Source organism: Paraburkholderia terrae, from assembly GCF_002902925.1.
In the GTDB taxonomy this organism is placed as follows: Bacteria; Pseudomonadota; Gammaproteobacteria; order Burkholderiales; family Burkholderiaceae; genus Paraburkholderia; species Paraburkholderia terrae.
The window spans coordinates 770,726-795,850 of sequence record NZ_CP026112.1 but is presented as its reverse complement, the minus strand read 5'-3'; the positions used below and the strand labels follow the sequence as shown (position 1 = coordinate 795,850).

At 63.4% G+C, this 25,125-nt stretch carries 30 protein-coding genes; 18 read left to right on the top strand and 12 right to left on the bottom strand.

The features are described 5' to 3' along the window. Positions 1 to 43: 43 nt before the first annotated feature. Entirely contained in the window at positions 44 to 697 is a 654-nt protein-coding gene (locus C2L65_RS19760; protein WP_103254557.1) for a carbonic anhydrase, read from the bottom strand. Positions 698 to 1,197: 500 nt separating this feature from the next. Then, positions 1,198 to 1,575 (bottom strand): DUF427 domain-containing protein, encoded by a 378-nt coding sequence (locus tag C2L65_RS19755; RefSeq protein WP_042312661.1) that lies wholly within the window; start codon positions 1,573 to 1,575, stop codon positions 1,198 to 1,200. A gap of 515 nt (positions 1,576 to 2,090) precedes the next feature. Here C2L65_RS19755 and C2L65_RS19750 point away from each other — a divergent pair. From C2L65_RS19750 to C2L65_RS19740, 3 genes are all read left to right on the top strand, one after another. Then, positions 2,091 to 2,660 carry a DUF3331 domain-containing protein gene (locus C2L65_RS19750; RefSeq protein WP_042312664.1) on the top strand — a complete coding sequence of 190 codons (570 nt, stop codon included), beginning with the start codon at positions 2,091 to 2,093 and terminating at the stop codon, positions 2,658 to 2,660. 104 nt (positions 2,661 to 2,764) lie between these two features. Next, positions 2,765 to 3,778, top strand: a complete 1,014-nt coding sequence (locus C2L65_RS19745) for a LysR family transcriptional regulator (protein ID WP_042312666.1) — start codon at positions 2,765 to 2,767, stop codon at positions 3,776 to 3,778. Between the two features lie 86 nt (positions 3,779 to 3,864). Next, positions 3,865 to 4,419, top strand: a complete 555-nt coding sequence (locus C2L65_RS19740; RefSeq protein ID WP_042312669.1) for a YbaK/EbsC family protein — start codon at positions 3,865 to 3,867, stop codon at positions 4,417 to 4,419. 79 nt (positions 4,420 to 4,498) lie between these two features. On the opposite strand, the gene wrbA is transcribed toward C2L65_RS19740, so the two are convergent. Next, a complete protein-coding gene (gene wrbA / locus C2L65_RS19735; protein ID WP_042312671.1) occupies positions 4,499 to 5,098 on the bottom strand; it encodes an NAD(P)H:quinone oxidoreductase in 600 nt (199 codons plus the stop codon). A 237-nt stretch (positions 5,099 to 5,335) separates the two neighbouring features. On the opposite strand from wrbA, the gene C2L65_RS19730 reads away from it, so the two are divergent. Then, positions 5,336 to 5,899 (top strand): DUF4142 domain-containing protein, encoded by a 564-nt coding sequence (locus C2L65_RS19730; RefSeq protein WP_042312674.1) that lies wholly within the window; start codon positions 5,336 to 5,338, stop codon positions 5,897 to 5,899. 68 nt (positions 5,900 to 5,967) lie between these two features. Here the strand turns inward: C2L65_RS19730 and C2L65_RS19725 are convergent, their stop codons facing one another. After that, a complete protein-coding gene (locus tag C2L65_RS19725) occupies positions 5,968 to 6,675 on the bottom strand; it encodes an MgtC/SapB family protein (protein ID WP_042312676.1) in 708 nt (235 codons plus the stop codon). Between the two features lie 399 nt (positions 6,676 to 7,074). On the opposite strand from C2L65_RS19725, the gene C2L65_RS19720 reads away from it, so the two are divergent. From C2L65_RS19720 to C2L65_RS19710, 3 genes are all read left to right on the top strand, one after another. After that, positions 7,075 to 7,452: a hypothetical protein gene (locus C2L65_RS19720; RefSeq protein ID WP_416365522.1), complete on the top strand. Its 378-nt coding sequence runs from the start codon at positions 7,075 to 7,077 to the stop codon at positions 7,450 to 7,452. Between the two features lie 14 nt (positions 7,453 to 7,466). After that, positions 7,467 to 7,850 (top strand): hypothetical protein, encoded by a 384-nt coding sequence (locus tag C2L65_RS19715; protein WP_052426963.1) that lies wholly within the window; start codon positions 7,467 to 7,469, stop codon positions 7,848 to 7,850. A gap of 69 nt (positions 7,851 to 7,919) precedes the next feature. After that, complete coding sequence (locus C2L65_RS19710; RefSeq protein WP_427910182.1) at positions 7,920 to 8,378, top strand: lytic transglycosylase domain-containing protein; 459 nt, start codon at positions 7,920 to 7,922, stop codon at positions 8,376 to 8,378. A 16-nt stretch (positions 8,379 to 8,394) separates the two neighbouring features. On the opposite strand, the gene C2L65_RS19705 is transcribed toward C2L65_RS19710, so the two are convergent. Further along, entirely contained in the window at positions 8,395 to 8,799 is a 405-nt protein-coding gene (locus tag C2L65_RS19705) for a helix-turn-helix domain-containing protein (protein WP_039901081.1), read from the bottom strand. A 561-nt stretch (positions 8,800 to 9,360) separates the two neighbouring features. Between C2L65_RS19705 and C2L65_RS19700 the strand changes: the two genes are divergently transcribed. The 3 genes from C2L65_RS19700 to C2L65_RS19690 all read left to right on the top strand — a co-directional run bounded on the left by C2L65_RS19700 (position 9,361) and on the right by C2L65_RS19690 (position 10,819). Next, positions 9,361 to 9,819: a hypothetical protein gene (locus C2L65_RS19700; RefSeq protein ID WP_345789584.1), complete on the top strand. Its 459-nt coding sequence runs from the start codon at positions 9,361 to 9,363 to the stop codon at positions 9,817 to 9,819. A gap of 82 nt (positions 9,820 to 9,901) precedes the next feature. Next, a complete protein-coding gene (locus tag C2L65_RS19695; RefSeq protein WP_042312686.1) occupies positions 9,902 to 10,510 on the top strand; it encodes a hypothetical protein in 609 nt (202 codons plus the stop codon). Between the two features lie 81 nt (positions 10,511 to 10,591). After that, positions 10,592 to 10,819 (top strand): DUF2964 family protein, encoded by a 228-nt coding sequence (locus C2L65_RS19690; protein WP_042312688.1) that lies wholly within the window; start codon positions 10,592 to 10,594, stop codon positions 10,817 to 10,819. 11 nt (positions 10,820 to 10,830) lie between these two features. Here C2L65_RS19690 and C2L65_RS19685 read toward each other — a convergent pair whose 3' ends face one another. The 4 genes from C2L65_RS19685 to C2L65_RS19670 all read right to left on the bottom strand — a co-directional run bounded on the left by C2L65_RS19685 (position 10,831) and on the right by C2L65_RS19670 (position 13,391). Beyond that, complete coding sequence (locus tag C2L65_RS19685) at positions 10,831 to 11,955, bottom strand: GGDEF domain-containing protein (protein ID WP_042312690.1); 1,125 nt, start codon at positions 11,953 to 11,955, stop codon at positions 10,831 to 10,833. A gap of 121 nt (positions 11,956 to 12,076) precedes the next feature. After that, positions 12,077 to 12,271 carry a YqaE/Pmp3 family membrane protein gene (locus C2L65_RS19680; RefSeq protein WP_007586056.1) on the bottom strand — a complete coding sequence of 65 codons (195 nt, stop codon included), beginning with the start codon at positions 12,269 to 12,271 and terminating at the stop codon, positions 12,077 to 12,079. A 30-nt stretch (positions 12,272 to 12,301) separates the two neighbouring features. Then, positions 12,302 to 12,637: a YbjQ family protein gene (locus C2L65_RS19675; RefSeq protein WP_042312692.1), complete on the bottom strand. Its 336-nt coding sequence runs from the start codon at positions 12,635 to 12,637 to the stop codon at positions 12,302 to 12,304. 31 nt (positions 12,638 to 12,668) lie between these two features. Continuing rightward, entirely contained in the window at positions 12,669 to 13,391 is a 723-nt protein-coding gene (locus C2L65_RS19670) for a sulfite exporter TauE/SafE family protein (protein ID WP_042312787.1), read from the bottom strand. A 229-nt stretch (positions 13,392 to 13,620) separates the two neighbouring features. Here C2L65_RS19670 and C2L65_RS19665 point away from each other — a divergent pair, with 229 nt between their 5' ends. The 8 genes from C2L65_RS19665 (at position 13,621) to C2L65_RS19630 (ending at position 22,874) form a co-directional block, all read left to right on the top strand. Next, a complete protein-coding gene (locus C2L65_RS19665) occupies positions 13,621 to 14,502 on the top strand; it encodes a DUF4148 domain-containing protein (protein ID WP_042312694.1) in 882 nt (293 codons plus the stop codon). A 258-nt stretch (positions 14,503 to 14,760) separates the two neighbouring features. Continuing rightward, complete coding sequence (locus C2L65_RS19660; RefSeq protein WP_081921265.1) at positions 14,761 to 15,627, top strand: IclR family transcriptional regulator; 867 nt, start codon at positions 14,761 to 14,763, stop codon at positions 15,625 to 15,627. A 77-nt stretch (positions 15,628 to 15,704) separates the two neighbouring features. Beyond that, entirely contained in the window at positions 15,705 to 16,859 is a 1,155-nt protein-coding gene (locus C2L65_RS19655; RefSeq protein WP_042312695.1) for an acyl-CoA dehydrogenase family protein, read from the top strand. Positions 16,860 to 17,256: 397 nt separating this feature from the next. Further along, entirely contained in the window at positions 17,257 to 19,542 is a 2,286-nt protein-coding gene (locus tag C2L65_RS19650; protein ID WP_042312697.1) for a DUF3141 domain-containing protein, read from the top strand. 88 nt (positions 19,543 to 19,630) lie between these two features. Next, positions 19,631 to 20,572, top strand: coding sequence for a phosphate acetyltransferase (locus C2L65_RS19645; RefSeq protein ID WP_042312699.1), 942 nt, complete (start codon positions 19,631 to 19,633; stop codon positions 20,570 to 20,572). 19 nt (positions 20,573 to 20,591) lie between these two features. Then, a complete protein-coding gene (locus C2L65_RS19640; RefSeq protein ID WP_042312702.1) occupies positions 20,592 to 21,773 on the top strand; it encodes an acetate/propionate family kinase in 1,182 nt (393 codons plus the stop codon). A gap of 2 nt (positions 21,774 to 21,775) precedes the next feature. Next, a complete protein-coding gene (fabI, locus tag C2L65_RS19635) occupies positions 21,776 to 22,555 on the top strand; it encodes an enoyl-ACP reductase FabI (protein WP_042312704.1) in 780 nt (259 codons plus the stop codon). 13 nt (positions 22,556 to 22,568) lie between these two features. After that, positions 22,569 to 22,874: a hypothetical protein gene (locus C2L65_RS19630; RefSeq protein WP_007586072.1), complete on the top strand. Its 306-nt coding sequence runs from the start codon at positions 22,569 to 22,571 to the stop codon at positions 22,872 to 22,874. Between the two features lie 9 nt (positions 22,875 to 22,883). Here C2L65_RS19630 and C2L65_RS19625 read toward each other — a convergent pair whose 3' ends face one another. From C2L65_RS19625 to C2L65_RS19615, 3 genes are read right to left on the bottom strand one after another with little or no spacing between them, the layout of a single operon-like run. After that, entirely contained in the window at positions 22,884 to 23,366 is a 483-nt protein-coding gene (locus tag C2L65_RS19625; protein ID WP_052426965.1) for a YybH family protein, read from the bottom strand. 26 nt (positions 23,367 to 23,392) lie between these two features. Further along, entirely contained in the window at positions 23,393 to 24,379 is a 987-nt protein-coding gene (locus C2L65_RS19620; RefSeq protein ID WP_042312707.1) for a zinc-binding dehydrogenase, read from the bottom strand. 55 nt (positions 24,380 to 24,434) lie between these two features. Continuing rightward, the gene (locus C2L65_RS19615) at positions 24,435 to 25,061 is read right to left on the bottom strand and encodes a nitroreductase family protein (RefSeq protein ID WP_042312709.1); all 627 of its coding nucleotides are present in this window, start codon (positions 25,059 to 25,061) and stop codon (positions 24,435 to 24,437) included. Positions 25,062 to 25,125 lie beyond the last annotated feature (64 nt).

Sequence of the window (25,125 nt, the reverse complement as noted above, 5' to 3'; positions counted from 1 at the left end):
AAAAGGCGTGAGTAAGTCGGAAAGGGGCGTTGCCCGAAGGTCGCTACGCGGCGTCGCGCACAGCGACGGATGGGGGCGGCTCGGCGTGCATAACGGCGATGTCGCGGGCTTCATCCATATCGGTGAGTTGCGTGGTAAGCCCTGCACGCAGCCCGAAAATCCAGCCATGCACCTGCGGCGGACGCGGCGCGCGGCGCACGATGGGCGACTCGCGCAACAGCCGCACCTGCTCGATCACGTTCAACTCCGCAAAGCGGTCGACGCGTTCGTCGAAATCCGCGATCGCATGCAGTTCGTCGCGATGACGTCCGGCGAGCTCGCGCAAACCGGCGATGCGCCGGTTCACGATGGGCAGCGCATCCGAAGGCGGCGACAGCGCGGCGCGCACGCCGCCGCAATGATGATGTCCGCAGATGATCACGTGCTCGACCTTCAGCGCATGCACCGCGTATTCGATCACGCTCGACGTGTTGCCGTCGTCGGAGGTGTAGAGGTTCGCGATGTTGCGATGGACGAACAGCTCGCCCGGCTGCGCGTTGGTGATGCGCTCGGCGGGCACGCGGCTATCGGAGCAACCGATCCACAGGAAGCGCGGCTGCTGGCCGCGCGCGAGTTCCGTGAAGAACTCGGGCTCGCGCGCCGAGACCTCTTGCGACCACGCCAGGTTGGACAGCAATAAGCGTTTTGGATGATTCATCGATCGGGCTCCTGCCGGGTTCTGAATTGAACGGAGTCAGTCCATCACGGACAAACGTGATGGTGTTTACGAAAAGCTTACGGCAAGAAGGTTCCGAAAAAAATTCAACAAAAATCATTTAATGCCCGCTGCATCCGATGCCCTGAAAGCGTGCATACATGCGGCTTTCGGGCTTTTCCCCGGTTTGATCGAGCGGTTGTACGGTGGGCTAGCGGAGCATTTCGGAACGGGATTTTTTCGTCATTGATTTCCGTCAAGCGTGCGACGTCAGATCGCGTTTTCACACGTTCTGGTCACTTTTGACAACGATGTCAACGACGGAAATACGACGGAGAACCGGCGACGACGCGTCGCGATTCGATGGAAGAAGTGAAAGTCTTGAAGCCCTCGAACGAGGGCTTCGGTGTCGCCGCAACGGGCCAGAAACTAGCCGCCCGCTTGCGTCTCATTGCGTCCTCATTGCGTCCTCATTGCGTCCTCATTGCGTACTTATTGCGTACTTATTGCGCGCTGACCTCGATGGCGTCCACGCGGTCGCGATAGAACGCAACATGTTCCCGGATCGACTCGACCGCTTCGTACGGGCTTTCGTAACTCCACACCGCGTTGACGGAACGCTCGCCGCCGGCGGGAATGCTGTAGTAGCTGCACTCGCCCTTGTACGGGCAATACGTCGAATGACCGGTGCGTTCGAGCAGCGACATGTCGACGTCCTTGCGCGGAATGTAGAGCACTTCCGGGTACGACGCTTCATGGAAGGACAGCGCGTCGGTGCTGTCAGCGATCTTGTGGCCTGCCACGGACACGACCACGCGTGATCCGCTTTTTGCAATCGTGATGGGGTGATCGGGTCCGGGAATCTTCACTGACTTGTGCATGTCGACGTGTCCTTCCGATGGGAACAGGTTGTGGCCGGGCGGCGAAGTACCGTCCGAGTATGGTCGCCCGTCTTGCGATGTCAAGACAAGACCTTGCGCCGCGTGGCGGCTATCGGGCGTTTCCGCGCACGATCGGTGTGCATATGCATCGCCGGACAGCCTGATGCGGCAAGCGATTGGCGTCGTTTGCCGTATCCGTGCCGTCCCATTGTTTGAATTAGATAAATTGAGTGTTCATTTAGCTGGCATTTATCTGCCAATGGCAAGCCGTTAGGATGCACGCCATGCGACCGGTCATCCGTGCCGGCCGCGAAAGCTGATTGCAACGCTGTGATGCAGCGTGAAGCCGCTCCCATCGCACGCCGTCAGGGCGCAGCGACGCGCGGCGCATGCGTTTTCGCCCGCGCGCAAGTGGCCGCAAATGCGGCTGCCGGGTGGCCATCAAAAGCAGAACGTAAGGTTCTGCGTGATCGAATGAGCCGCCTCGATGGGCCACGCTTTAACGAGGAGTCGACGTGAGCAGGATTGGAACTGCAACAGGCACTACGCCTGAACCCAGGCCTCGCGCCCACGCAAACCGGCGCGCGAACGGTGAGCCGGAACTGCGTCGCAAGGAAACGCTGTACGCCGATCTTCGGTCCGAGCCTGCAGGCGGCGGCATGGCACCCGCGCTGCACGACCCGTGGACCGCGACGATTTCGCGGCTCGGCAAGTCGCCCGCGCAGGACAGCAAGCTCGCATCGTCCGACAAATGCGACAAGGGCGCTTGCGCCGCGCGTCCCGCGCGCCGCAGCCCCACCGCCGAACGCGCGCAAGCGGCGAGCCAGCATAGTGACGCGGTGATCACGTTCGTCGAACGCTTCGGCGCGAAGTCGATTTCGATCACGTGGCGCGATTCGACGGCCGGCCGCTATACCGAGCAGTTGTGGGTACGCCGTATTGCACGCTCGCGCGGCGTGTGTGCGCTGACGGGCGCCAGCATCGTGCGCGGCGATGCCGTGTATGGCCCGTTCAGCCGCCCGTCGAGCCGCCCGCGCAACATGTCGCAGATGATCCTCGCGGAACAGCTCGACGACCTCGAATGATCGACACGGCGCGCACGCGCTACACTTCGGACGCGCACGGTTAGCGTGCGACGCGCCGCTCGCGCTGACACGCCGGGCGGCGCTTCCAGTTCCGGAGACCTGCCATGGCTACACAAGCCGATGTGGCGCGCACGGCGCCCGTCAAGCTGCACTCCGCGTCGTCGGCGACGATCGACGGCACGACGAGTACAGGCGCAATGGACCGCTTCGGCTCGCTCAACATCTTCGTGCGCGCCGCCGAAACCCGCAGTTTCACCGAAGCGGGCCGCCAGCTCGGCATCTCGGCTTCGGCAGTCGGCAAGGCCATTTCACGACTCGAAACACGGCTCGGCGCGCGGCTCTTTCATCGCAGCACGCGCAGCATCACGCTCACGCCCGAAGGCGCGCTGTTTCTCACGCGCTGCCAGCGCATCTTCGAAGAGATCGAGGCCGCGGAGAGTGAACTCGCGCTCGCGCATGCAGCGCCGCGCGGCAAGCTGCGCGTGAGCATGCCGATGGTGACCAAGCTGCTGATGCCCGTGATCGGCGAGTTTATGAAGGTGTATCCCGAGATCATGCTGGACATCGACTTCAGCGACCGCGTCGTCGATGTGATCGAAGAAGGCTTCGACGTCGTGATGCGCACGGGCGACGTCAACGACTCGCAACTGATCACGCGAACGATGGGCACGTATGTGCATCTGATCGTCGCGTCACCCGCGTACCTGGCGAAGCATCCGCCGCTCACGACGCCCGAGGCACTCGTCCATCACGCGTGTCTTCAGCATCGCTTTCCGACGACGGGGAAGCTGCGCCGCTGGCCGCTCGAACGCGATGGCGAATCGATCGATATCGACTTGCCCACGACCGCCGTCGCAACAGCTGTCGAGCCGCTGATCGCGATGGCCGAGCAGGATCTCGGCCTGGCCTGCGTGCCGGATTTCACGGTGCGCGCGCAGGTGGAGAGCGGCGCGCTCGTGCCGGTTCTGCGCGAATATTCGGGCGCGCTCAGCGTGTTTCGCGCGCTTTGGCCTTCGGGCGGGCAATTGACGCCGAAAATGCGGGCCTTCGTCGACTTCATGAGCGTGCATCTTTTTCCCGTGAAAGCCACTACCAAGGCACACTCGCGCAGCGACTGACTCCATACGCGCGATGCCGTAAACAAGGCCGCAAATCGTACAATGTGTGCGCGTAGTTTTCGTCCGTTCACTGCTCACAGGTCACCATGCTTTCGCACGAACCGCTTCAGAAGCTCGACATCATTGCGCCCGACAGCATCGGCGCGCATCTTCCCTCACACGTCGCCACATCCATCGAGGGCCGCGACATCGTCGTGTTCGCCGTCACCGACGACGCATCGGACACAGCCGACTTCAGCGCGCGCTACGGCTTTCCGATGGACGACTGCGCGAACACGATCGTCGTCAAGTACAAGAAGGATGGCGGCGAGCATCTCGCCGCCATCGTGACGCTCGGCTCGCTGCGGCTCGACGTCAATGGCGCAGTGAAAGCCGTGCTGGGCGCAAAGCGTATTTCGTTCGCGCAGCGCGAGATCGCGACGGAACAGAGCGCGATGGAGTTCGGCGGCATCACGGCGTTCGGCTTGCCCGCGAACTGGCGCGTTCTAGTCGATGCCGGCGTGATGGAACGCCGGCAGGTAGTGATGGGCGCGGGCATTCGCAAGGCGAAACTGTTGCTCGCGCCGTCCGTGCTCGAACAACTCGACAACGTCGAAGTCGCGCAACTGACGTTGCCGCCGGACGCACCGGCAGCGGCCTGAACGACGGCGCATTGAATCGCGCGCGAGTTCTTGTGCATTCAATGCGCCCCGCCGCCGACGTCAACAAGCAAAAAACCTCTCAGCCAAACAGCTTCGCCGCCGTCTTCGCGACCAGTTCGCCCTGATGCCGCGCGCCTTCCAGATCGATTGCGCTCGGCTGACGCGAACCGTCGGCCGCTGCGATCGTCGTGGCGCCATAAGGCGCGCCGCCGACGATCTCCGTCATGTTCATCATCCCCTGATGGCTATACGGCAAGCCCACGATGATCATCCCCAGATGCATCAGGTTCGTGATGATCGAGAACAGCGTGGTCTCCTGCCCGCCATGCTGCGTACCCGTCGATGCGAACGCCGCGCCGACCTTGCCGTTCAGCGCACCGCGCATCCAGAGTCCACCCGTCTGATCGAGAAACGCGGCCATCTGCGACGACATGCGTCCATAACGCGTGCCCGTGCCAACCACGAATGCATCGTATTGCTCGAGATCGGCGACCGTTGCAACGGGTGCCTGCTGGTCGAGCTTGAAGTTCGACTTCTTCGCGATCTCTTCGGGCACGGTCTCCGGCACGCGCTTGATATCGACCTGCGCGCCCGCGGCACGCGCACCTTCCGCAATGGCCTCCGCCATCTTTTCGACATGCCCATACGACGAGTAATAGAGAACGAGAACCTTGGCCATTGCGATCTCCTGACGAGTGTGCGAAGCCGGCACCGTTTGCCGTGCCGCTCACGATACTCCTGACGCGCTGCAAATGTCTTCGCAGGGCCACGCGGCGCGCGAACGCATTGCATCGCCGCGCGCCGCGCGCCACAAGCTTTACGCCCCGTTACACAAGCGACATCGTCGTTTCACCTGCATGCGGGACCGGCCCATAGAATGCCTTCGGCTGATTCATACATCACTGAAGGAGAACACATGATCCGTTTGCCCATCGCTTCCATCGTCTGTGCATCCACGACCAGTCTGTTGCTGTTCGCATCGGCGGTACACGCGCAAACCACGCAACCGGCACAGGCCGCGTCCGCGGATTCCGTGCGGCTGCATGCAGCCGACCAGACCTTCGTCAACGACGGCACGCAAGCCGTCGCCACGCAGCGCGATGCCGCGCGCATCGCGACGTCGCGTTCGACCGACCGGGACGTGAAGGCATTCGCCGAAAAGGCCGCTGCCGACAACCTCACGATCGCCAATGCGCTGCGCGCAGCGAGCCCGCGCGGCGTCGACGTGCCGCACAACAATCCGGATACGGCGACGCTCGACAGCATCAAGAATCTGCGCGGCGCGGAATTCGACAAGGCGTATATCGAGCAGGTTGCGTTGAGCGGCGAGCAGAAGACGCTGTCGGCGTTCCAGGCGGAAATCGCATCGGGACGTGACGCGCAGTTGAAGGAAGCCGCGCAGAAGGCGCTGCCCACCATCCAGGCGCAGTACGCGGCCGCGCAGGAACTCGCGAAGCGCAAGCATCTCGCGACGCAGTAAGCCCACGGCTCGAATAGAAGTAGACGTTCAGCAAAGCGCATCGCGGCATCGCCGCGCGATGCGCTTTTTTATTCAGGCGTCGGCTCCGCTTCCTTCGCGGACCAGCTGACGCTCGACACGCTCTTCTCCATGCTGATCCGGCTCGCCATCAATTCGAGCTTGGCCTGATCCTTCGGGTGCATGCGCAACGTCGCCGTCACCTGGATACGCGACGGATCGTTTTCAACGTCTTCGCTCGTCAGACTCTGAAACGACAGCGGTTGCGAATACATCGAGTTCGACAGTACCGTGCGAATGTGGATCTCGTCTTGTTCGCGGCACACGACAGTCAACACATATTCGCGCACGAGGTCCGCGCTCGACACCGGCGTCGCGTTGATCGCGCGGCTCACTTCGCGCAGCACCGTGTTGGTCACGAGCACGACGACCGTGCCCGCGAGCGCCGGTCCGTAATGCCCCGCGCCGCACAGCACGCCGACGGCCGCCGAACACCAGAGCGTCGCCGCCGTATTGATGCCCTGGATCGAGCCCTTGTCACGCATGATCACGCCGCCGCCCAGGAAGCCCACGCCCGACACCACATACGCGGCGATCTGCGTGACGCCCGCGACGCCATTGCCTGTCAGCATGCCGAGCGTGACGAACAGGCAAGCGCCGCTCGCGACGAGCGTAATCGTACGCAGACCCGCCGTGCGCTGCCGCATCTGACGTTCGAGACCGATTGCGACGCCGCACGCGAACGCGGCGAGCAGCCTCCAGATGAAATCCGCTGACATTTCGTTTGACTAGTTGATGCAGGACCGACGTGGAATGAAGCCCGGTTGCTCAAGCCGGGGGCATGGGGACGATATCCCGAGGGGGCTGTGTATCAGGTCTGTGTTACGCGATCATGTTGATCGCTAAATGAGTGCGATTGCCGCGGCGCTCCTGGCGATCGACAAGCGGAAATGCCATCCGCATAGAACCAGTCGCGCGTTCAAACATGCCTCTTTGCGCCGCCAACCCCTGAGGCAACCTCACCGCTTTTCCCAATCCTCCACGGTCAGAGTTTCCGAACGACCGCCGTTCTTGAGTCAAGTTTCCCGATTTGGCAAACGTTTGCGGTTTGCATATCAAGTTCGACGCGATTCTGCCGACAAATCCGAAATAGCGTCAACGACTTCTGGGAGCAGCTCGTGAAGCAGCTTGCGTTTTGTATGGTTATCGCCGCGCTGGCCGGTTGCGCGCAATTGCCGGCCAATACGGCGCCGCAGGCGGACAAGCCGCCCGTGTCGAACGATGTCATCAGCTTTACGATTCCGCCCGACGCGCTCGGCGCCCGCGATCCGCAACTGTCGGCCGTGCTCGCCAAGGCGGGCGCGCTGGCCGCTGCGCAGAAGCAGCCGACCACGATTCTCGTTACCGCCCTCGGCCAGGATCTGCCGTACCTCAATCAGGCGATCTGGCGTGGCGTGCCGTCGCAGCATCCGGCGAAGCTCAGCCTCGAGAACCTGACGGCAGGCGCGAACCAGCCGTATAGCGTGTCGGTCCGGCCGACAGCCGCCACGCCATGAGGGGAAGCCAAGTCATGTTCCGTATTGTCATCTGCGCGGCGAGCCTCGTTGCGCTCACCACGTTCATGAGCGAGGCCGCGCAAGCGGGTCAGCCGGCCGTCGCAGGCACGCTGTCGGCGAACGGCGCCGCTGCTGCAAATGGCACCAATGGCGCAACCGCCGCCGCGACAGCCGCCTCCGACAAGGTCTATCCGCCGCTGCCGACGCTCGCAATGCTGCCGCCTACGACCGACGACGACGAGCCGCTCGCGCCGAAGCCCGCCACGAAAAAACGCAAGGTGCGCGCCGCCGTCGACGTGCGGCCCACCGCGCCCGCCGCGCGTCTGGTCGTGTCGGACGCTTCGCGCACCTATCTGCGCTCGGTCGACAAGCAGCTCGACCTCGCGCTGGCGAAATAACCGCTGATTCGCACCCTCAACGGAGCGTCACACGTGTTCAACCATCGACTCCGCGCCGCGCCCCGCTCGCTGCGCCCGCTCAGATGCGCGCTGGGCGCGCTCGCGCTTTCGCTTGCCTCGTTGACGTGCGGCGCCGCCCACGCCGACGACTGCTTCGAGCAGGCTGCCGTCTATCAGGGCGTCAATCCGCTGATCCTGCGCGCCGTCGCGTGGCATGAATCGAAAGGCGACCCCGCTGCCGTCAACCGCAACGCGAACGGTTCGATCGACGTTGGCCAGTTGCAGATCAACTCCGTGCATTTCAGCGATCTGAAGCGCCTCGGCATTCCGCATCGCGCGCTCACCGACGCTTGCGTGAACATCTATGTCGCCGCGTGGCTCATGAAGCAGAAGATGGTGAAGTACGGGAACACCTGGCGCGCGATCGGCGCCTACCACTCTGAGTCGCCGAAAGAGCGCGACGCTTACGCGCGCAGCATCCAGAAGATTCTCGTCGCCTGGGGCGAACTGCTGCCTGCGGCGCGCTGAGGACGACGGCACGCGCTTATTTGCGCGATTTGGTAAGCCGGTGCCCGAGGCCGAGATTGGTGGCGATCTGCCACGTGTAGACACGCGAATAGCTGACACCGAACTGGGCGCGTATCAGCTCGCGTAGACGGTTGCTGGTCCATGCATCGGACGGAAAGCCGTGTATACCCGCAGGCCCGCTCAGCGCAGCCGCGATCCACTGCATCGCGGCCTCGTCTAGCACCGACGAACGGCCGCCCACACTCATCTGCCGCAACGACTCCAGTCCGCCCTCGTTCACGAGCGCGCGATATTTACGCACGGTGTTCTCGGAGATATGCAGCTGCGCGGCGATGTCGCTAACGGACGCGCCTTCCATCAGCATCTTGCCCGCCGCGAGCCTGCGCATGACAGTCGGCAATGCTTCGTTTCGTGAAGGCATGAGCGGTCTCGTTGACGGTCGGACGACGAAAGCCCGAGGTGCCGCATAACGGGCCTGCGTGGCGCATGACATGACACAAGACAAAAACCAATATATGTTCTAAGGCCGGTTGTGTCGGCTGTCCGTAAAATTTCATGAATATCGAAGAATCATTTGCGAATTTTATTGCGTTGCGTTTAACGGCAATAAACAGTCAAACCATTTCGATAAACAATATCACTCGTCACATTTTTTCAATCGCATTACATTGCGCGCCTTGAACTTACCCAAATCGTTTGCTAGCATGCTGTAACAGTTACTCGCATCGACTGCAATCCAGCCTGACAATCCGCACTTTGGTCCGTGCGCCTGCTACGTTTTTAAGGAACGTTGTATGGCAAGACCTGGCTACACAAATCGAACATCTCGATTGCATCGCTAATAGTATTTATTCATGCTCTGTTCGCTGCTCTAAAATGCGGCGTGTATGCGTATGTCCAGAAAAATGCTTTTGCATATTGAGTTAAATCAATATTCCAGCAACGCGAAACAACTTCATCTATAAACTGCATAACCGATTAATTGCAGCAGCCTGTCGCGCAGCCTGTTCATTGCTCGCGTGATGGAGCTTCACGCGCGGAGGTCAAGATGGAACCCGAACGGGTCGAGCGTATCGTGCTGGCATTGCGACGCGCCGCGGAACATGAGCGTCTCCTCAGTTATCAGCGCTTTCACGCCATGTTCGGCGCGGGCGATCCGCTCACCGCGCGCTACGACGCACTTGAGCGCGCCATCGCGTCGCTCGGCGAGGTGTCGGCCATCGACTACGGCGTGCTGCTCTCGCTGAGCAACGGCTTGCCCGGCCCTGACTTTTTCCGCCGCTACCAGAAACATCGCTATGCCGATTACGTCGCGGTGATGGGACCGCCTATTCATCGCCAGTCGGTCAAGCGCAAGCGCCTGCTGGTCGAGGCGGAACGACGCCGCGTCTATGAAGATGCAAGAAGAAAAGCGGCCAGCCACGTCGCTGAACCCGCCTGAACCCAGACGCCGGTTTCGCGCCCAGCTTCGTCGCGACCAATCGGCCCACGGACCACAGGCCCATTCTACCGAGGAGTCTTCCATGCAACTTGCAGCTCGCCGTCCGGTTCGCATCCTGGCCATCGCAGCCGCATGTGCTGCACTCGCCGCGCCCGCCATCGACGCTCGCGCGCAGGACAATCCGGCGTCCTCGCCCGCTCCGAATGCCATCGGCACGGCCGCCGTCGCCGACGTCACGGCGCACATCGTCAAGATCGACGCCGACAACAACGAAGTGACGATACGCGGGCCGCGCGGCGAGACGACGATCGTCGACGTCGATCCCGATGTCGGTGACGTGAAGAAGCTGAAAGTCGGCGACGAGGTGCATATCTCGTACAAGGGCGCGCTGCTGCTGACGGCGGACAAGGTCGACGCGAAGGGCGTGCGTTCGCGCGTCGAATCGCAAACGACCACACCCGTGCAAGGCGGCGCATCGACACAGACGCGCCACGTCGAGGTGGTCGCGACCGTGCAGAAGATCGACCGCAAGAAGCGTCTGGTGACGCTGCGCGGCCCTCAGCACACCGTGGTTCTGCAAGTCTCGCAGGACGTGCCGCTCACCAAAATCAAGGTTGGCGACAGCATTCGCGCGACCTACGTGTCCGCGACGGCCGTGCAGATTACGCGCGACGGTACGCCGATCAAGTAAGCGCGCGTTTGCACGACTCCGTCTCGCCATGCCGGCGAGACGGAGTCGTAGATCATCTCGCTGTCCCGCACAATCAACCCGATGCCTATTGAACCCTGGAATTCCCCGAAGCGCCGCGCGCGCCGCAAAATGATCTGGAGCAAGGCGCACGTCGTGCTGGCTGCGATCGGCACCTTGTCGGCCGTCGCCGGCATTGCCGTCGCGATCAACGGCGGACTCGAATTCAACCGCACGAAAGTATTCGTCGGCGCCGGCATCATCGTCGTGTCGACGATCCTCTACGTGTCGATGCTGTTCATCGACGACTAGCGCAGCCGCGCTTACACGACGAGCGTCGCCACGCGATTGCGTCCGTCGCTCTTTGCCTTGTACATCGCGCGGTCCGCTTCGTCGACGAGCGTACGTCCGAGTCCGTCGAGATCGGCGCCTTGCTGCATTGCATGCGCGGATACGCCGATCGACACCGTCAACGGAATGCGCCCGCCGTCGTCCGCGCCATCGTTGTCACGCAGGTCGAGTTGCGCGACAGCTGCGCGCATGCGCTCGGCCACGACCAGCGAATCCTTCAGGTCGCCTTGCAGCAGCACGGCAAATTCCTCGCCGCCGTAGCGCGCGATCGTGTCGCCGAGCCGCGTCTGCTTGCGCAGACAGGCGCCGACCATCGCCAGCGCGCGGTCGCCTACGGCGTGACCGTGCGCGTCGTTGATCGGCTTGAAGCCGTCGATATCGATGAACAGGCAGCCCAGCGGCAGCCGGTAGCGCGACGCGCGCGTCGTTTCTTCGCGCAGGCGTTCGTCGAAATAGCGGCGGTTGGGCAGACCCGTGAGCGCGTCGGTGGCGCCAAGGCGTTCAAGCTGCTCGCGATGCGCGACGTTGTCGAGGCTCGCGGCGACGATCACGGCGAAACGCTCCAGCATGTCGGTCGCCATGCCGGGCGCAAAGCGGCTTTCGTTGTCGCTCGCGAGGCATAGATAGCCGCTCGGCTGTCCGTTCGTCGCGAGCGGCAACAGCGCGATGCTGGCAGGCCGCGGGTCGCTGCCGAAGCACGCATTGATCGCCGCGTCGTCCATCGCAGCGGGCGTGCCAAGCCACGGACGCCCCTGAGAACAGAGCCGCGCGGCGGCATCGCCCATCTCGCGCGAGGTCTTCAGCGACGATGCGGCCACTCCGTTGTTCTCGTTGCTTCGCCGGTTCGCGTTGCTCGCGTGCCGCAACGCCAGTTCGTGCAGCAGCGGCAGCGTGTCGTTGAGCCACAGCGTCACGCCCTCCAGTCCGAATTCGCGCGGCAGATAGTCGAGCAGCACACGACAAAGCGACGGGAAATCCTGCGCGCGGATCAATTGAAGCTCGACATCCTGGAAGCGGCGCAACGTGCGTTCGTTGCGCTGCACCGTATCGACGAGTGCGCGAAGGCGGATGGACTGGGGCGTGTGTATTGTGCTCATCTGGGCCGTGGCATTGGGGCCCGCTACAGGAGCCCAACGTCTGGTTATCGGCCTCGAAGCGCATTTGCTTGAGGCCGATGCACGCTACCAGCCTGATCAGATGTGTTTGCAACAAATGCGCTTACGAGCGCCGGCCGAGCGCTTCGTCGATCTTACGGTCGGTGTTGTACTGGCTGAGCGCATACACGGACCAGATCGCCGCCGGCAGCCAGCCGATGATCGTGAGTTGCAGCACCAGGCAGATGATCCCGGCGAACGGCCGGCCAATCGTGAAGAACTGGAACCACGGCAAAAGCAGAGCAAGCAGCAGACGCATTGACATTTCCTTCTGGTTGAAAAACTTCGGTTACACGTTGCGGCGCACGTGTACGGCGGTTCCATAACACAGCACCTCCGTCACGCCCGCGCCGATCTCCGTCGCATCGTAACGCATGCCGATCACGGCATTCGCGCCGAGCGTCGCCGCTTCGGCTAGCATGCGCTCGTAGGCATCCTGCCGGGCGCGCTCGCACAGCGACGTGTACAGCGAGATATTGCCGCCAAAGATGGTCTGCAGACTCGCGCCGATCGCGCCCACCACCGAGCGCGAACGCACGATGATGCCGCGCGCGATGCCAAGCGACGTATCGACGGTATAGCCGGGCAAATCGAAGGCCGTGGAGACCATGTTTCGTTCGATCATGTCGTTCCCTTCCCTGTTGTAGCTGTTTCGATCAGCGTCCCGCCGCCCACAGCAGCGACAGGCCGGACGACAGCATCAACCCGTCGACGACCAGCCTGAATGTGCCGGGACTCATCCGCACGACGATGCGCCGTGCGCAGAACGCGCCCACCATCAGCGCGGAACCCGTGATCAGGCCATCCAGCACGACGTGCAGCGGCAGCGCGCCGAAGTGGTTGAAGGTCGCGACCTTCGCGGCATAGACGGCCAGCGAGCCGGCCGCTTCCGTCGCGAGAAACGCGCCTTTCACGAGTCCATAGCCCATGAACACGGGCACCGTGATCGGCCCCGTCGAGACCACGATGCCCGTCAGAAACCCGACGGGCGCGCCGATCGCCGCCAGGTGCCACGGCGAGAAGCGCACCGAGCGACGCGCGAGCCAGCGGCGCACCGGCACCATCGCGACGAAGAAGAGGCCGAGTGCGATCTCGACGGCATGCGGCGGCAGTGCGAGCAGCGTCCGTACGCCGAGCGCCGCGCCCGGCACGGCGGTCGAACAATACGCGCCGCAGGCGCGCCAGTCGATCTCGCGCCACCACGCGAGCACCTTGCCGAAATTGCCCATGATCGCCGCGATCGCCATGATGGGCACCGCCTGCTGGGGACCGAACAGCATCACGAGCACGGGCATCAGCATCATCGACGAGCCCGTGCCGATCACGCCGCTCAGCGTGCCCGCCGCGAGGCCCACGGCGAGAACCAACAGATAACCCATGCGCATCCCCGAAAAACGCGTTGGCGCCATGCTACTGGAAAATGGCGGCACATCAGCCAAACCTGTGACGAATCCCGCTCGCCAGATTTTATTTGCCCACGTTGCTGCATCCAATTGCTGCTACAACTCGTATTGCATACGAGCGCAGCTCGCGCTTTTTTTGTCTGCGGAATGCGCGTGAAGCGATGCGCGTATCGACGTGTGCGGCACTGACCCGAAGGGAAGCGCGATGTTGAGTGAATCCAACAGAATGTTCGTCGCGGGCGGCCTGCTGATCGGCGCGCTGGCACTTGCGACGCTGGGACTTCGGTTCGGCAATCGCGAGTCGGTTGCGAAGAATACGGAAGGCCGCGTCGATAGCGCCCTGTCGTCCGCGGCGCGCCCCGTGACGCCCGACGCGCCTGTTGACGATCCGCGCAACGCGGGCATCGCGCGCGTGTTGCAGGCGGTACACGACAGCCTGCAACGCGGCGACCTCGCGTCCGCGCACGTGCTGCTCGACGCGGTGCTGACGATGCGCAGTGACGAGCCGCAAGCGCTGCTGCTGCAAAAAGAACTGGCCGTGCGCGAAGCGCAGGCGCGCGAGATGCGGTCGGCCACGTTGAATGAGCAAAGCGCTGCGCAGCCGTTTGCGCGGTCGCATGCTTCCGCGAAAACGACGCACGTGCGATCGGCGACGTCACGTCATGTGACCGAGACTTCTGACCCAGACCAATCCACACTCGACGCAACGCCGCTCGTCGATATCCGCTCTGACAGCGCGACGGACAATGCAGCCGCAAGCGATCACGCGGCCAGCACGGCTCCGCTTCAACCGCATGCGCAGCCTGAGCCGGTGATCGCATCCGCGGTGCAAACTGCCGCGAGGGTCGCCGAACCCGTCGAGCAGCCGCCCGCAGCCGCTGTGCCGTCGACGGTGCAATCCCACGAGCCCACTGCCCCGCCGCCCGCAGCCGCACCCAGCGACGGACCGAAGACACGCGCCCAGGTGCGCGACGAACTGAGCCGCGCGCGCACGAACGGAACGATGTCGCGCTTCGGCAATCCCGACCCCTATGGTCCAGGCGGTTCGCCGAGGGACAACACGCAGCCTTCGATCCGGACCTGGTAGCCTTCCGCAGCTTGGTCCGCATTGCGAACCATCACCAACATGTGATGGCTCGTTTACGCGCTGCCTCCCCGCCGGCTTCTTCACGTAGCATCTAGTGGTTAACTCCACCATCATCCCTTCACACGCCATCTCATAATAGACACGAGCCCCGCGTCCGATCGCTTGCCGGGACCAATTGGCGAATCCATCAACCTCGCTCTACAATGGTCCGCTATGCGAACCACAACCCCACAACCGATTGACACGAAGTTGAGCGACATGACAGCATTCGCCCCAAGCACCAAAGCGGGAGACAAGCGCGACATGCGTCCCAACCAGCCGCCCGAGCATCGCGACATCGCGCGTTTCGACGACGAACCGTACGACACCGATCGCCAGTTCGTCACAGCGCTCGCGCGCGGCCTCGAACTGCTGCGTTGTTTCGGCCTGAAGGAACGGCATCTCGGCCTGACCGAACTGGCTCGTAGAACTGGTTTGCCGAAGGGCACCGTCGCGCGGCTCGCCGGTACGCTCGCGAAGCTCGGCTATTTGCGCTACGACGAACCGCTCGGCAAGTACAGCCTCGGCACGGGCGTGCTGTCGCTTGGCTACGCGATGCTGTCGAACCTCGACATTCGCGACCTCGCGCGGCCGCTGATGCAGGAGCTTGCCGAATACGCGGGATGCTCGGTGGCGATCGGCGTGCGAGACCGGCTGTCGATGCTGTATGTCGAATGGGTGCGTAGCAGCGCGCCGATCACCGTGATGCGCAGCATCGGCACGCGTCTGCCGATTGCGACGACATCGATGGGCCGCGCGTATCTCGCCGCCACCACCGATGCCGAACGCAACGCGGTGCTCGACCAGGTGCGCGCGCAGGACGAAACCGCCTGGCCGCGTATCGAAAGCGGCATGGACGATGCAATGAAGGATTACGCCACGCGCGGCTTCTGCCTGTCGTATGGCGACTGGGATGCGGACATCGCGAGCGTCGGCGTGCCGTTCATGGCACCCGATGGCACGCAGATGGCCTTCAATTGCGGCGGGCCCGCCTTCGTGCTGAGCCGCGACAAGCTGGAGAACGACATCGGCCCGCGCCTCGTGGCCCTTGTCAAACGCGTGGAGGCCGCCATCGGGCGGCGATGAAAAGACCCGGCGCGGCGTGCCTCACGCGTTCATGCGAGCGCGACAGGCGAACCGCGTCATAGCACACAGGTAAAACGATGATCCGCGATCAGGAAACACTGTCCATTCTTCTCGACTCGCTGTCGCGCTTCGTGCGCGAGCGTCTCGTGCCCGCAGAAAACGAAGTCGCCGAAACGGATGAAATCCCCGCCGGCATCGTCGGCGAGATGCGTGAACTCGGTCTCTTCGGGCTGTCGATTCCGGAGGAATACGGCGGCCTCGGACTGACGATGGAAGAGGAAGTGCTCGCCGCGTTCGAGATCGCGAAGACCTCGCCCGCGTTCCGCTCGCTGATCGGCACGAACAACGGCATCGGCTCGCAGGGGCTCATCATCGACGGCACCGACGAGCAGAAGCACTACTATCTGCCGAAGCTCGCGTCGGGCGAACTGATTGCGTCGTTCGCACTGACGGAGCCGGGTTCGGGTTCGGATGCCGCGTCGCTGCGCACGACGGCTGTCCGCGACGGTGACCATTATGTGATCAACGGCACCAAGCGCTTCATTACCAACGCACCCGAAGCGGGCATCTACACGGTGATGGCGCGCACCAACCCTGAAATCAAAGGCGCGAGCGGCATCTCGGCGTTCATCGTCGAGAAAGGCACGCCCGGATTGTCGCTCGGCAAGATCGACAAGAAGATGGGCCAGAAAGGCGCACATACCTGCGACGTGATCTTCGAGAACTGCCGCGTGCCTGCTGCGAACATCATCGGCGGCAGGGAAGGCGTCGGCTTCAAGACGGCGATGAAGGTGCTCGACAAAGGACGCCTGCATATCTCGGCGATCTGCGTCGGCGCGGCCGAACGCATGCTCGACGATGCGCTGCGCTATGCGATGGAGCGCAAGCAGTTCGGCCAGCCGATCGCCGAGTTCCAGCTCGTGCAGGCCATGCTCGCCGACAGCCGCGCGGAAATCTACGCCGCGCGCTCGATGGTGCTCGATGCCGCGCGCCGCCGCGACGACAAACAGGACGTATCGACGGAAGCATCGTGCTGCAAGCTGTTCGCGTCGGAGATGTGCGGCCGCGTCGCGGATCGCGCGGTGCAGATTCATGGCGGCGCGGGTTATGTATCCGAGTATGCCGTCGAGCGCTTCTATCGCGACGTGCGCCTGTTCCGCATTTACGAAGGCACGACGCAGATCCAGCAACTGGTGATCGCGCGCAACATGATTCGCGACGCAAGCCGCTAGCCTGGATAAAACATTCGATCAAGGCGGGCAATGCAATCGCCTTGATCGAAGTCAATGCTTCAATTCCACACACCCTCGCTGGCATATTTCAGATTGCCAGATAAATCATCCCGTCCTACACTGGGTTGTTGACGCAACGCAACAAGCATCGGGTCGCGCAACATGCGGGGCCGATGTTCGCATTCATCAAAGCGTCATGCTTCTGCCATTTTTATCGCTGATCTTGATCGAAGCCGCGCCTCGTCGAGGCGCGTTGATGTCTCGCCCTGGTTTCAGGCCGCGCGACTCATTGCGACGATGCTCGCGCGTCGGGTAAGCGCTTCATGCGCGCATCGCACGTGCATGTGAGCCTCGCGTGAGACCGCGGCGCCGACCCATTGAGGGAGCAGATGCGACCATGAATCAGTCTCAACCGAACTCCGCTACACCTGACACATTCGCGCCTTCGATGCCCTTCGCATCGATGCCCGGCAATCTGTTCGCGCAAGGCTACGCCTACGCCGTCGACGCATGGCAGCGCAGCGTGCTGTTCGCCGACGTGATGCGCGAACGCGGCAATCAGTATCAGGCGCACATGCAGGAGCGCGTACCCAACGTGCTCGACTTCGGCACCGAGCTCATCATCGATGGGCGCACGCTGCCGCGCCCCGTCAACTACGGACTCGTGCGCATCGTCGCGCCGGACGACCTGAAGCCCGACCGCGACCTTGCGGAGGGACATGATCCCGGCCGCCTGCGTCCATTCGTGGTCGTCGATCCGCGCGCGGGACACGGGCCGGGCATCGGCGGCTTCAAGCGCGACAGCGAAATCGGCGCTGCGTTGCGCGCGGGTCATCCCTGCTATTTCATCGGCTTCCTGCCCGACCCCGTGCCAGGACAAACCGTCGAAGACGTAATGCACGCGGAAGCTGCGTTCCTCGAAAAAGTCATCGAACTGCACCCAAACAGCCCCGGCAAACCCGCCGTGATCGGCAATTGCCAGGCAGGCTGGCAAGTGCTGATGACGGCCTCGATGCGCCCCGACCTGTTCGGACCGATCGTCGTCGCGGGCGCACCCGTGTCGTACTGGGCCGGCTGGCGCGGCAAGAATCCGATGCGCTATTCGGGCGGCATGCTCGGCGGCTCGTGGCTCACGGCGCTCACCGGCGATCTCGGCGATGGCCGCTTCGACGGCGCGTGGCTCGTGCAGAACTTCGAGAACCTGAACCCGGCGAACACGCTGTGGACCAAGCAGTACAACCTGTACACGAGCATCGACACGGAAGGTCCGCGCTATCTCGGCTTCGAGAAGTATTGGGGCGGCCACGTGTTCCTGAACGCGGGCGAAATGCAGTACATCGTCGATAACCTGTTCGTCGGCAACCGCTTCGTCAGCGGCGAGATCGTGACGTCGGACGGCGTGCGGCTCGATCTGCGCAATATCCGCTCGCCCATCGTCGTGTTCTGCTCGTATGGCGACAACATCACGCCGCCGCCGCAAGCGCTCGGCTGGATCACCGATCTCTATCGCGACGACGCCGATCTGCTCGGCCACGACCAGACTATCGTCTACGCGACGCACGACAGCATCGGCCATCTCGGCATCTTCGTGTCGAGCAGCACGGGGAAGAAAGAACATCGCGAGTTCGTCAGCAATATCGATCTGATCGACCTGCTGCCGTCTGGCCTGTACGAAGCGCACATGGGCGCGAAGACGGATGCGACGCCTTACGCGGAACTCGCGCAAGGCCAGTATGTGCTGTCCATTTCTCCGCGAACCATCGCCGACGTGCGCGAGATCGTGCAGCCCGACCCCGAAAGCGACCGGCGCTTCGCCACGGCCGCGTATCTGTCGCGCGTCAATCTCGGACTGTATCGCAGCTTCATGCAGCCGTGGGTGCGCGCATGCACGACGCCGTGGACAACGGATCTTTCGAGCAAGCTGCATCCGCTGCGCGTCACGTACGAACTGTGGTCCGATCGCAATCCGTTTGCGTCGTCCGTCGCGCGGGCCGCTGAAAGCGTGAAGGAAGCGCGCGCGCCCGTTGCGGCCGACAACCCGTTCCTGCAGATGCAGACGGTCATGTCGAATGCCGTCATCGCGTCGTTCGATTTCTATCGTGACATGCGCGACGCCGCCGTCGAGCAGATTTTCGAAACCGTCTATGGCGCGCCCTGGCTGCAAGCCTTCGCGGGCCTGCCGCCGCGAAGCGACAGCGAAGCAAACGCCGCGTTGACGGAACCCGGCGACACCGAAGAGCGCGAAGCGTCGATCGTTGCGGAGCATGAACGTCTGCGCCACGACATGACGGAGGGCGGTCTCGTCGAAGCGAGCGTGCGCGCGCTGCTATACGTGCGGCGCACGCATGGCGAAGCGGACGAGCGCCGCTTCAACCTCGCGCGCGAAATGCTGAGCAAGCTGTCGGATCAAGGCATTCTGTCGTTCAAGCATGTCGTGCGCGAACAGGCCGCGCTGCTGCGCCTCGACAGCGAGGCCGCGATCGACGCATTGCCGGGCCTGCTCGCGAGCGCGCCGCCCGACAACATCCGCAACGCCGCACGCGACATCGACAAGCTCAGCACGGTGCTGACGCTCGACGACCACGAACGCGCCGATCTCGCACGCGTGCTGACGATTTTCGAATCGGCATCGAAGAAGAAAGCATCGCGACGCGCAGAGCCTGCGCGCCAGCAGGTCGAATGACAGATGGCATCCGCGTGCGCGAGTGGACGGTCACAGTCCGCCGCGCACGACGGGCACTCCGATCGCCTCACCTACGAGGGCACTGAAGATGGAACACAAGCGCGAGAAATACGAGCGTCTGATCGCCTTTGCCGCCACGCTTCCGCCGACGCCTACGGCCGTCGCGCATCCTTGCGATCACGATTCGCTGTCGGCTGTCATCGAAGCCGCGCGGCTGAAACTGATCGCGCCGATACTGGTCGGCCCGCGCGCGAAAATCGAAGCGGCCGCGAAACAGGGCAATCTCGATCTCGGCGATCTGCCCATCGTCGACGCGGCGCATAGCCACGCCGCTGCCGAATGCGCGGTGCAACTCGTACACGAAGGCCGCGCGCAGGCACTGATGAAAGGCTCGCTGCACACGGACGAGCTGATGGGCGCCGTGGTCGCGCGCGCCACCGGCCTGCGTACCGAGCGGCGCGTGAGCCACTGCTTCATCATGGACGTGCCGGGCCGGGCCGAAGCGCTCATCATCACCGACGCCGCCGTCAACATCACGCCCACGCTCGACGAAAAACGCGACATCGTGCAGAACGCCATCGACCTCGCGCATGCGCTGCGTTTTCCCGTTGCGCGCGTCGCGATCCTGTCGGCAATGGAAACCGTCAACTCCAAGGTCCCATCGACACTCGAAGCCGCCGCGCTGTGCAAGATGGCCGACCGCGGCCAGATCACGGGCGGCATACTCGACGGCCCGCTTGCGCTCGACAACGCGATCAACGAGGAAGCCGCGAAGATCAAGGGCATCAACTCGCCTGTTGCGGGCCATGCGAACGTGCTCGTCGTACCCGATCTCGAAGCGGGCAACATGCTCGCGAAGAGCCTGACGTTTCTCGCGGGCGCCGATGCCGCCGGCATCGTGCTCGGCGCGAAGGTGCCCATCATTCTCACCAGCCGCGCAGATTCCGTCATCACGCGGCTTGCTTCGTGTGCCGTTGCGTCGATGGTCGCGCTCGCGCGGCGCGAGCAATCCTCTTCCGCCATCGTTTGACACGTCTTGAGGGAGTGGCATGGACGTCATCCTCGTCATCAACGCGGGTTCGTCGAGCATCAAGTTTCATGCGTTCGAAGCGCAAGGCGCGCAGCTCGAACCCATTGCAGGCGGCAAGATCGAAGAGATCTACACGAACCCGCGCTTCACCGCGAAGCGGCAAAACGGCGAAGTCATCGAAGACAAACGCTGGCCCGAAGGCGAGCGGCTCGGGCACGACAATGCGACAGCGTTTCTGCTCGACTGGCTGCGCAGCCATGGCCAGGGACGCGCAACACTCCTCGCAGTCGGCCATCGCGTCGTGCATGGCGGCGACAAGTATTCGAAGCCCGTGCGCGTCGATGCGCAGGTGATGCAGGATCTCGAAGCGCTCGTGCCGCTCGCGCCGCTGCATCAGCCGCACAATCTCGCCGTTATCCGTTCGATCATGGCGCGCAATGCGCAGGTGCCGCAGATCGCGTGCTTCGATACGGCGTTTCACCACACGCAGCCCACTGTCGCAACGCGCTTTGCGTTGCCGCCTGATATTACGGAGCGCGGCGTGCGGCGCTATGGTTTTCACGGGCTGTCGTACGAATACATCGCGAGCGTGCTGCCGCAAATCGACGAACGCGCCGCGAAAGGCAAAACCGTCGTGCTGCATCTGGGCAACGGTGCGAGCATGGCCGCCTTCGACCAATGCAAAAGCATCGCGAGCACGATGGGCTTCACGGCCGTCGAAGGACTCGTGATGGGCACGCGCTCGGGCAGCCTCGATCCAGGCGTCGTGTTGTGGATGCTCGAAGAAGCGAAGATGGATGCGCGTGCGATCGAATCGCTGCTCTACAAGCGCTCTGGTCTGCTCGGCGTGTCCGGCATTTCCAGCGACATGCGCACGCTACTCGCAAGCGACGATCCAAAAGCCGCCGAAGCCGTCGAGCTGTTCTGCTATCGCATTTCGCGCGAACTCGGCTCGCTTGCAGCCGCGCTCGGCGGGCTCGACGCGATCGTGTTCACCGCGGGCATCGGCGAACGCGCGGACCCGGTGCGCAAGCGTGTGGGCGAGCTGGCGGCGTGGCTCGGCGTCTCGCTCGATGAAGCGGCGAACCAACGGCACGGTCCGCGCATCAGCAGTCCGACCAGCGCCGTCGACGTATGGGTGATTCCGACCAACGAAGAACTGATGATCGCCCGGCACGCGCTCGGCCGGCTAGAGGGGTAAGCATGGACACGCCAACGAGTCAGGTGATGGCGCAACACAAGGTGCTGGTCGTCGGCATCGCGAACGAGCATTCGATCGCGTACGGCTGCGCGCGCGCGTTCCGCGAGCTTGGCGCCGAACTCGCGATCACCTATCTGAATGAAAAGGCCAAGGCTTACGTCGAGCCGCTCGCGCAGGAACTCGGCGCGTCGCTGCTGCTGCCGCTCGACGTGTCGAAGCCCGGCGAACTCGAAGCCGTGTTCGATGAAATCCGCGCGACGTGGGGACGGCTCGACGTCGCCGTGCATTCGATCGCGTTCGCGCCGAAGGCCGATCTGCAAGGTGGCCTGCTCAACAGTTCGGCGGAAGGCTTTTCGGTGGCGATGGACATTTCGTGCCATTCGTTCATCCGCATGGCGCGCCTCGCCGCGCCGCTGATGGACGAAGGCGGATCGCTGTTCGCAATGAGCTATCTGGGCGCGACGCGCGTCGTGCCGAACTACGATCTGATGGGGCCCGTGAAGGCCGCGCTCGAAGCGTCATGCCGCTACCTGGCGCATGAACTCGGGCCGAAGCGCATCCGCGTGCATCCCATTTCGCCGGGGCCGCTGAAGACGCGCGCCGCGTCGGGACTGAAGGACTTCGATCTGCTGCTCGCCGAAGCGGCCGAGCGAGCGCCCATCGGCGAACTCGTCGACATCATGGACGTCGGCTACACCTGCGCGTTCCTTGCGACGCCCTACGCTCGCCGCGTGACGGGCAACACGGTGTTCGTCGACGGCGGCGTGAGCATCATCGGCTGAACCGGACAAGGGCATGAAACTGTTGATTAGCGGTCTGCCGCAAAAAGCCTCGCTCGATGAAGTGAAAGCGCTCGTGTTCCGCTATTCGCACGCGGACTGCCGCGATATCGAACTGGTCGGCGAAGCCGACGAGCACCCCGCCGCACTCATCGCCATCAAGGGCGCGAACTGGACGACCTTGAACTATATACGGCGACGCCTGCATGGCATGTACTGGCATCGCTGCCGGCTGTCGGTGCAGGTGCTGTCGTTCTGGGACGTCAGTGAAGCGGCCGAAGCGCGACGTCAGACACGGACCGCGTTGCCGGGGCCCGTCTAGCTAGCGGATTCAGACCGCGGGCGGATTGGTTGACGAAAAACCATAACGCGCGATACGCCAGATGCCGTCCGCCCCGCGATGCAGGATGAACAACTCCTGATTGGCCTCGGGCTGCGTTGCGTGCTTACCCGTTAAGGTTTCGATCGTACCCGTCGAGCGTGTGCGTGCAAACGCCCAGTCAGGTGACATCGGCTTGATCTCATCGATCGAAAAACGCACGTTCAGCCTGACCGCGCTGAAGGCGTGCGTGTACGCGTCGCGCACGGCTTCACGCCCTACTGCCGGCGGCGCGTACTGTGCCATGACAACAGGTGCGTCGTCGTAGAGGCTCATGATCGCGTGGGTGTCCGACGCGTTCAACCCCTGCTCGTAGCGATGCAGTTGTTGCGTGATGGCGCGGTCCGTGTCGCTCAAGGGCGCGGCGAACGCGGCGTCCGGCAGCGCGACGCTAGCCGCAAACAGCACGGGAACGAACCATGTTCTGAGTTGCATGGTGACGGTCCTCTCGCGTGCCGCGTTCATAGCCGCACCACGATCTTGCCGAGCGCACGATTACTCTCGATCAGACGATGCGCGTCCCGCAGTTCGTCGAATGCAAAAGCCTGTACGAGGTGAGACGGGATACGCCTGTTTTCCACGTCGAGTGCGAGCGACTTCAACGGCGTATTGGTGAGCGGCATAGCCTCCGTGCCAAACAGCTGGCTCGGGAAGAAGCTCAGTCGCGCGGCAGGCGGCAGATCGGCGATCAGATTGAACTGATCGAGCACGGGCGGGCCGCCGAGCATGCCGATCACCGTGATCGCGCCGAACGGGCGCACCGTTTTCATGGTGTCGCGAAGCGTCGCGGCGCCGACGATTTCGAGCGCAGCATCGATGCCGTCCCGCTGCGCGTCGAGAACCTGTTCTGCAATCGCCCCATCGTCAATGAGGACCGCGTCGGCGCCCGCGCGATACAGCCGCCCGGCGTGCTCCGTGGAGCGGGTCGAAGCGAGCACGCGCGCGCCCGAGGCCTTCGCATAGGTGACGGCAGCAAGGCCGACCGACGATGTAGCGCCCCGCACCAGCAGCGTTTGCCCCGCTTCGATCTTCAAGCTCTTACGCAGTGCGCCCCACGCAGTCAGATACGCTTGCGGCAGCGCGGCCAGCTCTTCCCACGGCAACGCGCTGCCCTGAAGCGACACCACGTTGCGTGCGAGCACGGTGATTTCCTCCGCATAGCTCCCCGCCCGCGTGAACTGCAGCCCACCCATCGCGGTTGCTACCCGCTCGCCGACGCGAAACGCACCGGACGGATCTTCGAGTATTTCGCCGACCGCTTCGATGCCGGGCACGCGGGGGGCATCGATCGGGCCGAGTTTGCCGGCGCGCAGATACGCTTCAGCGCGGTTGATACCGAACGCGCGCACGCGAATGCGCACTTCGTCGAACTTCGGCGGGACCGACGGCATGTCGCGCAGTTCGAGCACTTCTGGGCCGCCGGCCCGTTCGATCACATAGGCTTTCATCTTGGACTCCTGATTAACTGGGTAATTGTTCCGCTTTCTTCTGAAGGTGCCGGTCTCAGGCGAACTGCAATACGTCGGCAACGGGTCTGCGTGGTTTTTGCGGCCAGTTACCCGGTGCGGGATAGCCAACGGTGACGAGCATCGCGGGCACGTCGGTCGACGCGAGTCCGAACTCGCGCGCGACACCGGCCGGATCGAAGCCGATCATCGGGCCGGACGCGAGTCCCTTCCCCTGCGCCGCAAGCATCAGCGTCATCGCGGCAAGCGACGCCGAGCGGATCGCCTCGTCGCGCTGGAGCGCCGGGTTGTCCTGATACATGGAGCGCGCGGCGCCAAGCCAACCGTCGCGGGTCGCGTCATCGATCAGCCCGGCGTTCACAGACGGCTGAAGCGCAACCGGCAGCGTCCGGTGCGGTTCAAGCGTGCCGCAAACTATGAACGTGACCGCCGCGTCCACGACCTTCTGTTGCCCGTACGCGTGCGGCAACAGGCGGGCCTTCGCGCCCGCAGTGCGAACCGCGACAAATTTCCAGTTCTGCAGGTTGAATGCCGAAGGCGCCTTCGTCGCGAGGCGAATCAGGTCTTCGATTTCGTGGTCGGCCACGTGGCGCGCGGTATCGAAATGGTTTGCAGAGATGCGCGATTCGATGTGGCTTTCAACCGGGTTCTCAACGGTAGACATCTGGTTCTCCTTGTTGATTGGGACGATGTGATGCTACTTTGGCCTATCGGAATGAAAAGCGGAA